At 69.7% G+C, this 13,620-nt stretch carries 11 protein-coding genes; 2 read left to right on the top strand and 9 right to left on the bottom strand.

The genetic code is table 11. The features are described from left to right. Positions 1-22: 22 nt before the first annotated feature. Both ABZV44_RS17865 and hisS read right to left on the bottom strand, forming a co-directional pair. Positions 23-670, bottom strand: coding sequence for a hypothetical protein (locus ABZV44_RS17865; protein ID WP_354837288.1), 648 nt, complete (start codon positions 668-670; stop codon positions 23-25). A 185-nt stretch (positions 671-855) separates the two neighbouring features. After that, complete coding sequence (gene hisS, locus ABZV44_RS17860; protein WP_354837286.1) at positions 856-2,136, bottom strand: histidine--tRNA ligase; 1,281 nt, start codon at positions 2,134-2,136, stop codon at positions 856-858. A gap of 180 nt (positions 2,137-2,316) precedes the next feature. Between hisS and ABZV44_RS17855 the strand changes: the two genes are divergently transcribed. Together ABZV44_RS17855 and ABZV44_RS17850 are read left to right on the top strand one after the other, a co-directional pair. Continuing rightward, entirely contained in the window at positions 2,317-3,174 is an 858-nt protein-coding gene (locus ABZV44_RS17855) for a peptidylprolyl isomerase (RefSeq protein ID WP_354837284.1), read from the top strand. Between the two features lie 404 nt (positions 3,175-3,578). After that, on the top strand, positions 3,579-4,139 hold the full coding sequence (locus ABZV44_RS17850) for a hypothetical protein (protein WP_354837282.1): 561 nt from the start codon (positions 3,579-3,581) through the stop codon (positions 4,137-4,139). A gap of 90 nt (positions 4,140-4,229) precedes the next feature. On the opposite strand, the gene ABZV44_RS17845 is transcribed toward ABZV44_RS17850, so the two are convergent. The 7 genes from ABZV44_RS17845 to ABZV44_RS17815 all read right to left on the bottom strand — a co-directional run bounded on the left by ABZV44_RS17845 (position 4,230) and on the right by ABZV44_RS17815 (position 13,604). Further along, the gene (locus ABZV44_RS17845; protein ID WP_354837280.1) at positions 4,230-4,613 is read right to left on the bottom strand and encodes a DUF4913 domain-containing protein; all 384 of its coding nucleotides are present in this window, start codon (positions 4,611-4,613) and stop codon (positions 4,230-4,232) included. Next, positions 4,610-6,511 carry a TraM recognition domain-containing protein gene (locus ABZV44_RS17840; RefSeq protein ID WP_354837278.1) on the bottom strand — a complete coding sequence of 634 codons (1,902 nt, stop codon included), beginning with the start codon at positions 6,509-6,511 and terminating at the stop codon, positions 4,610-4,612. The genes ABZV44_RS17845 and ABZV44_RS17840 overlap by 4 nt, the downstream gene beginning before the upstream one ends. 37 nt (positions 6,512-6,548) lie before the next feature. Further along, positions 6,549-7,109, bottom strand: coding sequence for a hypothetical protein (locus ABZV44_RS17835; RefSeq protein WP_354837276.1), 561 nt, complete (start codon positions 7,107-7,109; stop codon positions 6,549-6,551). Positions 7,110-7,264: 155 nt separating this feature from the next. Further along, positions 7,265-7,546: a transposase gene (locus ABZV44_RS17830; protein ID WP_354837274.1), complete on the bottom strand. Its 282-nt coding sequence runs from the start codon at positions 7,544-7,546 to the stop codon at positions 7,265-7,267. A 23-nt stretch (positions 7,547-7,569) separates the two neighbouring features. Further along, on the bottom strand, positions 7,570-10,638 hold the full coding sequence (locus ABZV44_RS17825; protein WP_354837272.1) for a hypothetical protein: 3,069 nt from the start codon (positions 10,636-10,638) through the stop codon (positions 7,570-7,572). A 3-nt stretch (positions 10,639-10,641) separates the two neighbouring features. Beyond that, positions 10,642-12,132, bottom strand: a complete 1,491-nt coding sequence (locus ABZV44_RS17820; RefSeq protein WP_354837270.1) for an SCO6880 family protein — start codon at positions 12,130-12,132, stop codon at positions 10,642-10,644. Then, positions 12,129-13,604: a hypothetical protein gene (locus ABZV44_RS17815; protein WP_354837268.1), complete on the bottom strand. Its 1,476-nt coding sequence runs from the start codon at positions 13,602-13,604 to the stop codon at positions 12,129-12,131. Before ABZV44_RS17815 ends, ABZV44_RS17820 begins: the two co-directional genes overlap by 4 nt. Positions 13,605-13,620: the final 16 nt, after the last annotated feature.

Genomic DNA, 13,620 nt, shown 5'->3' with positions numbered 1-13,620 from the left:
CGGGGATCGGTGAATTGACCGCTCAGTGGGCGAGGTCGGCGATGTCGGAGTCGCTGAGGACGACCGGGGCGACCTGGTCGCGGTCGCGGACCATGCGGACGGCCCGGTAGAGGGGCCGTTGCTCGGCGACGGCGTCGCGGGCCTCGGCGCGCAGTTGCTGGACGAGCAGTCCGGAGATGGCGAGGGCGGCCGCGAGGGGGCAACCGGCCAGGGCGTCGGCGAGTTTGCGCAGGCCCAGAATGTGGAGTTCGCGGCCGCTGCCGGAGTCGCTGTAGATGGCCAGCGGCACGACCTGGGTGTCGGCGCCGGCGGTGACGCGCAGCACGATGCGGCTGATCTTGCCCGGGTAGACCAGGATTTCGGCGGCGGTGGCGCCGGCCAGGTCGAGGCGGCGTTCGCCGCGCCAGGTGCGGGCACGGATGACGGTGCCGGACACCGTGATTCGACGGCGCTGCACGGCCACGGCGTAGAGAGCGGTGGGCGCGCCGAGCACGAGGCCGGTGACGAGGGCGATCGGCCAGTGCACGAACAGCGCCATCAGCAGTCCGACCCCGATGCCGATGCCGAGCGCGGCCAGGGTGAGCCTGCGCAGGGCCGGGGCCAGCAGTTCGGGGGCGACCAGGTCGAGGCCGATTTCGCCGTCGGACCCCGGTTTCGATTCATCAGTCACAGCAGCGCATTCGTCCAAGTCTCGATGGGTCGGGCCTGCCGGCGGCACGCACCGCCCCCGCGGGACGCACCGCACGGTACCAGCAGGTCCTAACCCCATACCCCGATTTGCCCCACCCCAAGCCCCATCGGCGCGGCGGCTGCCGGCCGGGCCGGGCAGCGGCGCTGTCCGGCTCGGCCGACGGATCAGTTCTGCTCGCCCGCGAGTGCGGCCGCGACCTGGGCGACGGCCTCGTCCAGGGGGATCTGACGCTGTTCGCCGGTGCTCAGATCCTTGAGCCCGATCTGCCCCTCGGCGACCTCGCGGTCACCGAGCACCAGGGCCAGCTGCGCGCCGGACTTGTCGGCCGCCTTCATCGCGCCCTTCATCCCCCGGCCGCCGTAGGCGAGGTCGACGCGGATGCCGGCCCGGCGCAGCTCGGCCGCGAGCACCACCAGGCGCTGCTTGGCCACCTCACCGAGCGGGACGCCGAACACCTGGACGCGGGGACCGTCGACGGCGGACTTGCCCTCGGCCTCGAGCGCCAGCACCGTCCGGTCGACGCCGATGCCGAAGCCGATGCCCGAGAGCGGCTGCCCGCCGAGCTCGGCCATCAGCCCGTCGTAACGGCCGCCGCCGCCGATGCCGGACTGCGCGCCCAGCCCGTCGTGCACGAATTCGAAGGTGGTCTTCGTGTAGTAGTCGAGCCCGCGCACCATGCGCGGGTTGACCACGTACGGCACGCCCAGCGCGTCGAGGAGGCCGAGCACCTGCTCGAAGTGCGCCTTGGCCGACTCCGACAGGTGGTCGATCATGAGCGGCGCTTCGGCGGTCATCTCCTTGACCTCGGGACGCTTGTCGTCGAGCACCCGCAGCGGGTTGATCGCCGCCCGGCGCTTGGTCTCCTCGTCCAACGGCAGCTTGAACAGGAAGTCCTGCAACAGTTCTCGATATTGCGGCCGGCAGGTCTCGTCGCCGAGCGAGGTGATCTCGAGCCGGAAACCCTCCAGTCCGAGCCCCCGGAATCCGGCGTCGGCGATGGCGATCACCTCGGCGTCCAGCGCCGGATCGTCGACGCCGATGGCCTCCACGCCGACCTGCTGCAGCTGCCGGTAGCGGCCCTTCTGCGGGCGCTCGTACCGGAAGAACGGACCGGCGTAGCAGAGTTTGACGGGCAGCGCCCCGCGGTCGAGGCCGTTCTCGATGACCGCCCGCATGACGCCGGCGGTGCCTTCGGGGCGCAGGGTGAAGCTCTCGCCATTGCGGTCGGCGAAGGTCCACATCTCCTTGGTGACGACGTCGGTGGATTCGCCCACACCCCGCGCGAACAGGGCGGTCTCTTCGAAGATCGGCAGCTCGACATGCCCGTATCCGGCCAATCGCGCCGTGCCCACGAGGGCGTCGCGGACGGCGACGAACTCGGCGGACGTGGGTGGCAGATAGTCGGGGACCCCCCTCGGGGCACGGAAGCTGCTGGTCTTGGTCACGATGCCCAGTTTTCACCACGCCCGTCCGCCAAGTCCAACCGGTTACCGGCCGTCGGTCACCAGGGCCTGCCATATGTAGGTTTTTCTCAGCGAATGCAGGTAATGTCTGCCGCGGCCGCTGGGCTGACGGCCGCAGTCTGTACAGACATCAGATACCGACCGTTCACGGAGGGACAGTTAGTGCCGAGCAATGAACAGCGACGCGCTGCGGCGAAGCGGAAGCTGGAGCGTCAACTGGAGAATCGGGCCCAGCGGGCGCGTAAGCGCAAGCAACTCACCATCGCGGCCTCGGCCCTGGGTGTTGTGGTCGCGGTCGCGGCCGGTGTCGGCATCTACTTCCTGACCAAGGGCGATGACAACAGCACCAGCGCCAAGGCCTCGGAGACTCCGGACGCCTCGCTGACCGCCGCTCCCCCGCCGGCCGCCAAGGCCAAGCCGGCCTCGGTCAGCTGTGAGTACCGCCCGTCGCAGAAGCCGGCCGACAAGCCGGTGAATCCGCCGAGCACGGCCAATGTCTCCACCGCCGGTGATGTCAAGGCGACCATGGACACCAGCCAGGGTCCGATCTCCATGACCCTGACCCCGAGTGAATCCCCCTGCACGGTCAACAGTTTCGAGAGCCTGGCCAAGCAGAAGTTCTTCGACAACACCAGCTGCCATCGCATCACCACGGGCAAGGGCCTGGAGGTGCTGCAGTGCGGCGACCCGACCGGCAGCGGAATGGGCGGCCCCGGTTACGAATTCGACAACGAGTACCCGACCGACCAGTACGACCCGAATGACCAAGCCGCCCAGTACCCGGTCGCCTACAAGCGCGGTGTGCTCGCCATGGCCAACGCCGGGCCGGGCACCAATGGCAGCCAGTTCTTCCTGGTCTACGGCGATTCCCAACTGCCGCCGCAGTACACGATCTTCGGCACGGTCGACGACGCCGGTCTCGCCACCCTCGACAAGGTCGCCAAGGCGGGCGTCCAGGGCGGCGGCCAGGACGGAAAGCCGGCCGCGGACGTGAACATCCACTCGGTCCAAATCAACTGACCAGCATGGTTTTTCGGGCCCGGCGCTTCCCCGCGCCGGGCCCGGTTCTTTTCCGGCGAAGGTCTCGGGAAGGTCCCGTTGAACCTCTTGCCTAAGGCTTCCCTAACCAAAGAAAATCCTGACTTTTCCACGACGTGCCGGAATTGTGCGATATATGCTGGATCGCGACGCGCGCGTGCGGTGGTTTCGGAGTTTTCGCTGGTAACCTCGTAGAACGGAGTACCAAGGCGTAGTAAAGCCCACCGGGCAATCCCCACCGGGCCGTTGCGACGCCTGATGGGCTCCGGGTGTCCACGTTTGCAGGCGGGATATGGCTACGCGCAACCACCGTTCGTGTGGCGATGTCCGTGACGAAGCACCACAATCATCCATAGTGATCTAACTGCAGCATCGGGGAGCAGGCAATGGCCGAGGAACTCGACGACATCGGCCGCGAAACAGCGGCGATGATGAGGCAAATGTTGCAGCTCGCGACACTTGTCGCGCTGCGCACCCGGGAACGTGGCCAGAAGGAAGCGGAAGCACGCGTCAGGGTCACCGAGGCCCGCCAGAAGGAGGGCCGCGAGCGTCGGCTGCGTGAGGCAGCGGATGCCAAGGCACGTGATCCGCGTAACCGCGAACTCTCGCGAATCTTGGAGCGCCCGACGCGTGAACGGGGCGTATCTCTCGAAAAGGATCGATTCTCCGCGCAGGCGGAGGCATCTCGGATGGCCGCGCAGCAAGCCAGCCGCGGCTCCGTGCGATACGACTCGGTGGAACGGCGAACCGCGCTGGCGCAACACCTTTCGCGCATGGGCATCTCGCCCGAACTGCAATCGGTACGGCTGCTGATGGAGGTCGGACAGGCCCAGTCGGCACAGGATGCCGTGCGGCTGCGGGAGCAGGAGGCGGCGCAGCGGCGGGTGCGGGAGCAGGAAGCGCACGAGCGGGAGCGCGAACGCGCTCGCTCACGTGAACGAGTCTGAGCAGCAATAACTTCGAACCGTGGCGGATCGCAACCCGATCCGCCACTTTTCGTTTCGGCGCCGGCACCATACCGAGGCCGACGGTTCATCTCAGAGCGGGAACTCCCCCATCGTGGGATTGCTGAACAAGCCCTGCTGGGGGGACTTCAACGGCAGCGGGGTGAGCATGTCCTTGTGGCCGTTGCGCACACTGCAGTACTTGAACGGGCCCTTGGGATCGAACAGTTTCGCCATGTGCGGGTCGGCGTGGTCGAGGAACCAGATGCTGAGCCCGGTCTTGCCGTCGTGGCGGAAGTGCTCCCACGCCCGCCACATGGCATCCAGTCGCGCGACCGCCTCGGCGTGCTTCCACCATTCGGGGCACCACACGGTGTCGCTGATATCGGTCACCTGCCGGCGGTACACGAGGCTGAGGTAGTTCTCCACGAACTCGACCACGCTCGCGTAGACCATGGGTGTTGACTCTTCGCTCACAGCGGTCGAACCTCCTTGGGCGCCGAAACATCCGGCAGTGTCTCTTTGATCAGCGCGGGACTGATCAGATCGGAAATCTCGGTCTTGCGCGTCGGTGACGGGTCGTGGGCTTCGATCGACCGCTCGACCGCGGCGGCGTCGGGGCCCTCCCACCACGGCACCGTGCGCAGCAGCACGGCCGGTGTGCCGGAGGCGAACAGGATGGCGCGGCCGCGCGGCAGGGTTGCCAGGGCATGGGCGTTGAAGGTCCGCGACGAGCTCAGGGAGCGCGAATAGCTCTTGCCGCCCTTCGATTCCGAGACCGACTGCGAGATGCTGTCGTAGTCGCCGATGGCCTCGGAGCGCTGTTGCAGGAAGGTCATGTCGTCGATGCCGCTGCCGATGACCTTGATGTTCGCGGCGCCCCAGAGCGCCTCCATGCCATCGGGTCCCCAGCAGCGCGCGCCCTGCGCCCAGGACTGCAGCACCGTCATCACCACGATGCCGCGAGAACCGAAGTGGCTGTACTGCTTCGGCAGATCCTTCCAGCGCACGACATTGGCGGCCTCGTCGAGGGCGGCCAGCAGCGGCACCGGCAACCGCCCGCCCGGCGACCGTGACGCCTCCCGGGAGGCCACGTCGATGACCGCCGCGGTCAGGGCGCTCACCAGCGGCGCCGCCGAGCCGCGGCCCTCCAGCGACAGGCAGTAGAGCGTGCCGTTGCGCTCGAGGAATTCCAGTTCGTCGAAGGCCGACCGGCCGCCGTTGGGGATGATCCACGGCTGGATGTGCGGGAACTTCAGGCACCTGATCATCGCCTTCGCGCCACCGAAGATGCCGTCGCGCGTGCGGATGTCGAGGTTGTACTGGCCGGCGAGACCCTCGGCCATGTAGTGCTTGGAATGGGCGCGCAGGATCTCGATGGGGGTGGTGTCCATCGGGTTGTTCACCCATTCCCAGGCCCGCAGGATGTTGCTGCCCTCGAAACCCGCGGCCAGGAACAGTGCCGCGAGCAGATCCTCGGCCTCGGGGTCGAAGTACGAGTCCGCGCCCTGGCCGGCCGAGGGACTGCCCTCCGCGTCGGAGAAATGACCCGCCAGGCTGACCGCCCGCACCTCGCAGCCGGGCCGGTGCACGTCGACCCATGCCAGCGGATCCCAGTACCAGCCGGGTTCCTGCTGTGCCTGCAGGTCGTGCGAATCCGGGGCCACGCCTTGCGGATCGAAGACGAAGATCTGACTGCCCTTGCCCACCCGCACATCCCGGGTGGCGTCGACGACGTCACGCTTGTTGGAGGTGACGACCACCGGGCCGATGGCGGCGAGCACGGCCGGGATCACCCGGGAGGTGGTCTTGCCCTGTCGCGGGCCCCAGATGTCGACCTGCAGATCCTCGTAGGAGCCGTACATCATTTCGCCGTCGGCGACCGACATGCCGATCGGGATACCCGGAACCAGCATGTCCCCGGGCCGCATCAGCGAACCGGGAATGAGCATGTCCCCGGTGAGGTGCTTGTGCAGCGGCACACCGATCTGGCCGGCCTTCTCCCGGACACCGGACAGCGTGAGCGCCTTGATGGCTCCGCCGGTGCCCATGTGATCGGCCTTGTCGTCGATCGCCAGTCGGCCCTTCTTGGCGTTCAGCTCGCGGCGGCGCCGGTACAGCACCCAGCCCAGCGTCCCCCCGAAGACGAGCACGATGATCACGGTGGCGGCGGCCGGCCAGCGCAGCTCGCCCTTCAGCAGGTTGACCACGATGGCGATCGGGTTGATCGGCACGTGCTGGCGCGGCGAGCTCAGCAGGTTGCCCAATTGCACGGCCAGCCACACGGTTCCGAAGAAGTAGAAACCCGCGTAGACGAGGTGCAGGACACGATCCGGACCCGGGTCGGCCGGGTCCGCAATCGGTTTCTTCGCCATCTCTAACCTCCTGGGATGACCTGTGAGTCGTTACCGCTCAACGGAATTCGTCCAGCAACCAGCCACCGGCAGGTGCACGCACGACGGTGGCGACGACCGTGGCCGGGGGTAGCGATTCCCGCCTGCCGTCCGGATAGACGACCGTCTGCTCGATGCCGATCTTGTACTGCTGCCGGTTCGGGTCGGCGCCGGTGGGAGCCTTCTCACCGGAGGCGAACGCGAACGCCTCGACGTGAGCGCCCGTCTTGGCCCAGTCGGCCCAGCGCAGTGACGGTCTCGGGGTTTCCACGCCGGTGGACGGGTTGTCCAGTGTACGGATCAGGCTGGGGCCCAGCCATTTCCGGGCCCGGCGCAGCGCGTCACCCTCGGACTCGGTGGCCGGGTACCAGGTGTAGATCTGCTCCAGCGCGGTCACCGCGACACCGTCGGGCGTGGTCGGGTCGGGGGCGGGGGCATCCTCCAGCAACCGCGTGGTGGACGTGGGCGGTTGCCCGGCAGACGGATTCGAGCCGCCGCCGGTCGAGCTGCCGCCGCCGCATGCGGTGGCCAGCACTGCGACGCTCACTACCAGCATCACCACCCCAATCGCGGGACGCATGCCTGCGCTCGCACCGTGCACACCCGTGCTCGCGCTCACCGGCCCGCGCCGGCGGCGCAGCACCGGACCACCCTTCCAGGTTAGTCGCTGAGCGCTATACCCGGTCCATACCAGCGGGTTTCCCGAGTCGGCGTGTTCGTACTCGCGGCAGCGGCTCATGTGCCGCGCTTGGCGTCGTGGAGGGTTTCCACCAGCGTGCGGTTCATTTCGGCGGCGGCCGCGAGCTGCTGTTGCAGCAGAGCCACTTTGCGGCGCAGCGCGATCGCATCCATGCGTTCCAGGCCGGGGCTCTCGGCGGCGCGCACCCAGTTGCGCACCGAATTGGTGTGCACGCCGATCTGTTCGGCGACCACCCGGCAGGCCTCGGATTCCGAGCGCAGTTTGCCGGTGAGGGCGATGACCTGCTCGACGGCGGCCTGCCGGACCTCCGGCGACACTCTTCGATACGACCGGTGCGGCATCATGCGGCGCTCCCCTCGTCCGAGCCGCGGCTCGCGGTGGTCTCGGTGAATTCGCTGAAACGCTGATTGGTGTCGTGGATTCCGCTCTCCCGTTCCGAGAGCGTGAACTCCATGTGGAACGGGATGCCGGGCCGGCGGTCCTCGCCGATCTTGAGCAGGAACTTACCGGTGCCGGGCGCGGGCGGGCGCTGCTGGCCCGGTTTGAGTGCCTCACCGGTGAGCGCCTGCGGCGCGGACCAGCTGGTCACCATCTCCTCCTCGGCGGCGGTGAACGGCACGGTGGAATCCAGACGCGCGATCTCCTCGGCCGGGAGCGCGCCGAAGATCTTGGCGCGGGCGCGTTCCAGGAAGCCGAGGGCCTTGGCGATGGCCGCCTCGGAGCCCAGGGCCTGCAGGTCCTTGATGGTGTGGCTGATCATGATGAGCGAGGTGGCGATGCCGCGCTGCAGACGGGTGAGCTCGTCGACGCGGTCGACCATGAAGTCGCCCAGGCCCAGCACCTGCCACAGCTCGTCCATCACCACCTGGAAGTAGCGCTGCGGGCCCAGATCCGCGTCGGCCAGCACGTGCGCGGCCTCGACGGAGGCGAAACCGTCGGCCCAGCAGGCCAGCATGACGGCGGCCTTGAGTTTCTTGTCGCCGTTCGGGATGTGGGAGACGTCGATGCAGACGGCGGTGGCGGTGGTGTCGATGGGAGTGGTGGTGTGGCCGTTGAAGACCGCGCCGAACGGGCCCTGGGTGAGTGCGCGCAAGGAGCGGCGCAGACCCTTGATGGCCTCCTGGTATTCGTCCGGATTGTCCGCGCCCGCATCGAGTTGCAGTTCGTCGCCGCCCGCCACGACCACATCGAGCAGGTCCTCGATGATCGGCGGGTGGTCCGGGGTGAAGACGCTGCCCTCGCGATAGAGGATGCGCAGCGCGGTGGAGATGAGGGTCTCCTCGAAGTCGCGCACGCGCGCGCCGCGCACCAGCTCCACCAGACCGGCCACCAAAGTGACCTGGCGGGCGCGCATCTCCTGTATGACCTGGGTCTGCAGTTCCGGGAACTCGCCCAGCATCGGCACGATCGAGCCCAGCACACCGGCGGCGAGCGGATTGAGCTTGCCGTGGCCGTAACCCAGGTCGATGACCTGACCGCCGACCAGTTCCACCAGCTTGCGGTAGTCGGGCTTGACGTCGGCCAGGATCAGCGGGGTGATGCCCTGCGCGACACCGCCCAGCACGATGCGGCGCACCAGCGAGGATTTGCCGAAACCATTGAGGCCCAGCACGAACAGGCTGGGCGCGGTGATGAAGCTGCCGCGCATGAACCAGTTCATCGGGTCGAAGCAGACCGGAGCGCCGGTGTGCAGGTGCGAACCCAGCGGGGTGCCGATGAGCGGCGCACCCGCGCCGACCGACCACGGCCACAGGCCCGCGACCTGCGCGGTGGTGGCGCGGTACTCGACCGGGCGGCCGACCACGTTCATCCGCCCGCCGCCCGCGCCGATGTAGCCGCGATCGGTGAGTTGTGCTGTGGTGCGGTCGAATTCGTCGAAGCTGCCGTACTCCATGCGCTCGGCGCGCGCCGCGAAGTTGCGCCGCCGCAGATCGTCGGTGTGCAGGCGGAAGGTGGCCCAGGCCGCCCTGATGCCATTGCCCTCGCGCGCGGTGACCTCGAGCTTGGCCCGCATGGTGTCGTCGAGCAGCTTGGGACCGGACTGCTTCTTCTTGGCCGCGGCCTTGCGCGCGGCGGCGCGCTTGGCGGCCGCGTCGCGCTCGGCCTGGTCGGCGACCTTGTCCCGCTTGTCCTTACGGGCGCCGCGGCCACGCTCCTCGGTGCCGGTCCGCTCGGGCCGCCCGTCGCGCGCGGGCCGGTTGCGCACCGGCCGCTCCCCTGCCTCGCCCTCCGGCCGCGCGGCACGGGTCCGGCCGGGGGCGCCGGCCCGTCCGCCCAGATGCACCCGATCCGCGTCCGTGGACCGCCCGCGGCCCTCGGAGCCATTGCCGCGCCGGGCATCCCGCTCCGGGTCGGCACGGCGCTCACGCCCGCCTTCGGCTACACGCCGTTCGCGCCCGGATTCACCGTCACTGCGCCGCTCTCGTCCGGGTTCGCCCTCGGCGCGCGGTCGTTCGCGGCGCCGTTCGCCGGGCTCCCCGCGGCGTACCGCATCCGCCTCGGATGTGGTCTCGCGACTCCGCTTGCGCTCCATGCGATCCCCCTCGGTCCGCTCCGGCCCGCGCGCCCGTGACCGAGCCTCGCCCTCGCGCACACCGCCGGACCGCGCCACCGCACCACTCCGGCCGGATCCCTTGTCCAGCACGCGCTCCGACCGCTCGGTGCCGCCGGGACGCCCGGCCGATCCGGCCGTGGGCTCCCCCAGCACATCGGCCGCGGCCCGCAGTGCATCCCCCGAATCGGCCTCCGCGCGTACCGCCAGCTCTCGCCCGGTCGCCACGACCTCGGCGGCGACACCCTGGGCCGTGCCCGATTCGCCTGTGCCACCGGTGGGTTCGAGGGCGGGCATCGCCGGAAGCCGCCGCCGGGCCGCCTTCTTCACCGGCTCCGCGCCGCTGTCCGCTTCGGGAACTTCGATCGGCTCGGCCACCGTCTCGCTGAGCTGCGGTGCAGTGACGACCTCGACCGGCTCCCGGCTCGTGATCTCCGGGTGCGTCTCGGCCCGCTCGGGCTCGGCCTCGGGCATCGGGACCGACGCCCCGCGCTCCTCCACCGGCCGCTCGCCGACCGGCGGTTCCGGCTGCGCCATCGCTTCCGGATCATGCTGGGGCGCAGCGTGATCCGTGATGATCCCCGGCTCGGCGCGCAGCGCTTCACCCTCGTGCGCGCTCACGACCTCGGCCGGCCGATCCTGGTCGGGCGGCTCGATGGGGTCGCGGCGGAGCATGCGGCGGTCCGGGAGGGTGCCGCGCCGGGGCCGGTGCTCGTCGCGCATGACGCGGGAGGACGGGGGCGGGTACGGGTCCGGCTCGTCGTAGCGGTCGACGGGAGCCGGGTCGCGGCGGGAGCCGCGCCGGGTGGGCGGCGCGGCGTCGCGTTCGCGGACCGAGGGGTCGAAGTCACGTGGCATGGGTTACCCCGCAAGCGCTTTCGGAATGGTGGCGTGTTCGGGGAGGATCACCCCGCAGCCGAGCGAGGCCGCGAACGCCGCCGCCTGGTAGCGGTAGCAGCGGCGGATCTTGAGGCGGGCCTGGGTGGACAGGTCGCGGGTGATGGCCTCGATGCGCGGCAGGTCGCCGCGCAGGGGTTCGGTAATGGTGACCAGGGCGCCGAAGCGGGTGACACCGTGCCCGCGGGCCTGCTCCTCGCGGGCCTGCTGGGTGGCGCCGACGCGCAGGGTGGCGGCGGCGGACACGACGCCGCGCTCGGATTGCTGTGCCACCAGGGCGTTCTTGTAGTCGTCGTCCACGATCTGGGCGGCGTCGCCGGCCGAGTGCGGGCGGTAGACGATGGTGATGCGCTTGCGCGGCACCTCCGGATTCGGCGCGAGCAGCCGCTGCAGCACCCGCTCGTCGACCGCGCCCTCGGGCGCGGTGTCCATCTCCCAGGTGACCGAGCGGCCACCGTCGTGAATGAAGTGGTCCCAGCGCTCCTCGTGCGAGACCGGGCCCGCGTCGGCCCAATCCAGGCCGTGCCCACCGGGTTCGCCCGCGGCCACCTCGAGATCGGCCTGGGCGGCCGGGTCGTAGCTGCGGCGGATGAACGAGATGATCTCGTCGGCGGCCATGGGCTGGGCACGAACGCCGGCCTCCGCCAGGGCCGCACAGATGCCGGGCAGGCGGCGGCCGATCTCGACCGCCTCCTCCGCCGGATTCTTGCGGCGCTCCGCGGTGGTCGCCTTGAAGGTGATGGCGACCCGGGGCAGCAGTTGCACCCGCTCCTGCGGCAGTTCGGTGGCCAGCTCGTACATGACCTGCTGCGCGAGATCGGGGGCCTCGGGCCGGGTGATGGTGGAAACCTCGGTGAGCAAACGGTTTCCGGTCTCGGGCACGGTGTCGATGACCGGCACCACGGCCACGATGTCGGAGGTCTGCCCCAGCGAGGCCAGGAACGTGCCCCACGCGCCCACCCAGCGGTCGATGACCGGCTGGTCGACGGCCTCGTGGCCCTGCGGCCAAGCGCGCAGAACCACTGTGTACTGGGCGAATTGCGGTAGGTGGATCATGCCGAAGCTGTAGCCGCCGGCGTCGATGCCCTCGTAGAGCCGTGACGGGGCCATCAGTCCGGGCAGGCGGGTGACGCCGCCCGGGATCCGGGAGAACCGCCCGCCCCGGTACACGTGCTCGCCCTTGGAACGGCCGCGCAACCAATGGAACATCATCAATCCGTTCTCGTAGCCGGAGCGGCCCCCCGTCCGCCACACCAGTGGAACCATCACGACCGTGCCGATGCCCGCCACCACGGCGGCCGGTTTCGGCCCGGCCGCCAGCGCCGTCAGCAGCGCGGTGATCACGACAGCGAAACCGACCACGGTCTCACCCCAGCGCAGGCCGAAAAGCCCGGCGCTGCGGGGCTTCTGCCACAGTCCGTACGAGCGGCGCTCGTAGGTCTCGGTCATCGTCATCGCGGGATGGTGCTCCTGCCGAGGTCGGGTGAACGGTTGGCCCAGCGGTCACCGGCCAGGTCGCCCGCGGTGGACTCGGCCTTGCTCAGCGAGGCGGTCGCCGCGCGCGCCTGCGCGACCCGGTTGGCGACGCGGGACGCGCCTGACGGTACTGCGCCGCCACCGCCTTGGGCGGCAGGACTCGCGGCGGGCGCACCGCCGCCACCACCCGCCGGGCGTGGCGAAGGTGTCGGGCGTGGCGCGCCGCCGGGACCGCCGCCCCCGGGACCGGGACGGGGACGCCCGCCGCGACCGGGTCCGACGAATCCGGCGGCGCCGGGTCCGGCGGCACCGCGCGGGGCCACCGCGCGCGAACCGACCGCACCGAGCGCGGCGATGCCGACCAGGGTGCCGGTGGTGGCGGCCAGACCCGAACCGCCGGAACCGACGATGGCCACCGCCGGGGTCACCAGGCGCATGAGCGCCGGCAGCACGAACGCGACCGTGCACAGCAGCACGATGGCGACCAGCATGCGCTGGGCCTCGTCGGCGTCGGGCAGGTTCACGGTGCCGGTCAGGTCGTCGGTATTGCCCGCGGTGGTGAACGCGATCATGTACACGATCGCCGCCACCGGCTTGTAGAGCATGAACGCGATGATCCAGCCCAGCAGCTTCGAGTACGAGGTGCGCCCGATCTGGGTGCCCGACGCGGCCGCGGCCAGCGGCAGCACGCCCGCGGCCACCACCAGCAGACCCTGGCGGACGATGGCGAGCACGATCTGGGCCAGCGCCCCGAGCAGGCCGACGATCGCGATGATCAGCACCAGACCCGGCGAGAACGCCTGCAGCTTCGAGGTTTTCACCATCAGCTCGGCGATGTTCTTGGCATTGCCGCCGGTGGAGTCGTTGATGATCCACTCGGAGAACTTGTCCGAGGCCTGGGTGGCGGCCACGATCACCGCGCCCAGCATCCAGGAACTGAACACCACGCGCGCGAACATCCAGAACGATTCCGTGGCCTCGCTGACCGCGGCTCCGCGTCTGGCCTGCGCCAGTTTCAGGCCGGAGAGGATCACCGACGCCATCAGTAACAGGATCTGGACCTGATAGGTGTAGTCGTTGATCTTCGTGAAGAGCGCGCCCGCGTCACTGACGCGTTCGTTCGGGATCTTCATCCAGAACGTCAACGCCAGGGTCAACGCCTCGCCCAGACCGTTCATCAGCGAGTCCACCACCTTGCCGAAGGTGGAGTCCCACGCCTTGTCGCGCACGGTGGCGGCGGCGTCGGTCGGGTGGGTCGCGACATTGCCCGCCTTGCACGCGGCCGAGGCCGCGTCGCCGAGCGAGATGCCGGGTACGCCCAGCCCGTCGAGGGAGTCGTGTAATTCGTTGCAGGCCTGGTCGAAACCGTACGTCTGGCCGTAGGCCACCGTCGGGGTTGCGATCATGACGGTGAAGACGACCGCAAGGATCGTGACTAGCCGCCTCAGCATGTGGTCCACCTCTCGA

The organism is Nocardia sp. NPDC004860, assembly GCF_040609015.1.
Taxonomy (GTDB): Bacteria; Actinomycetota; Actinomycetes; order Mycobacteriales; family Mycobacteriaceae; genus Nocardia.
Note: the sequence above shows the minus strand (reverse complement) of the source record. Positions and strands in the feature narration are given on the sequence as shown.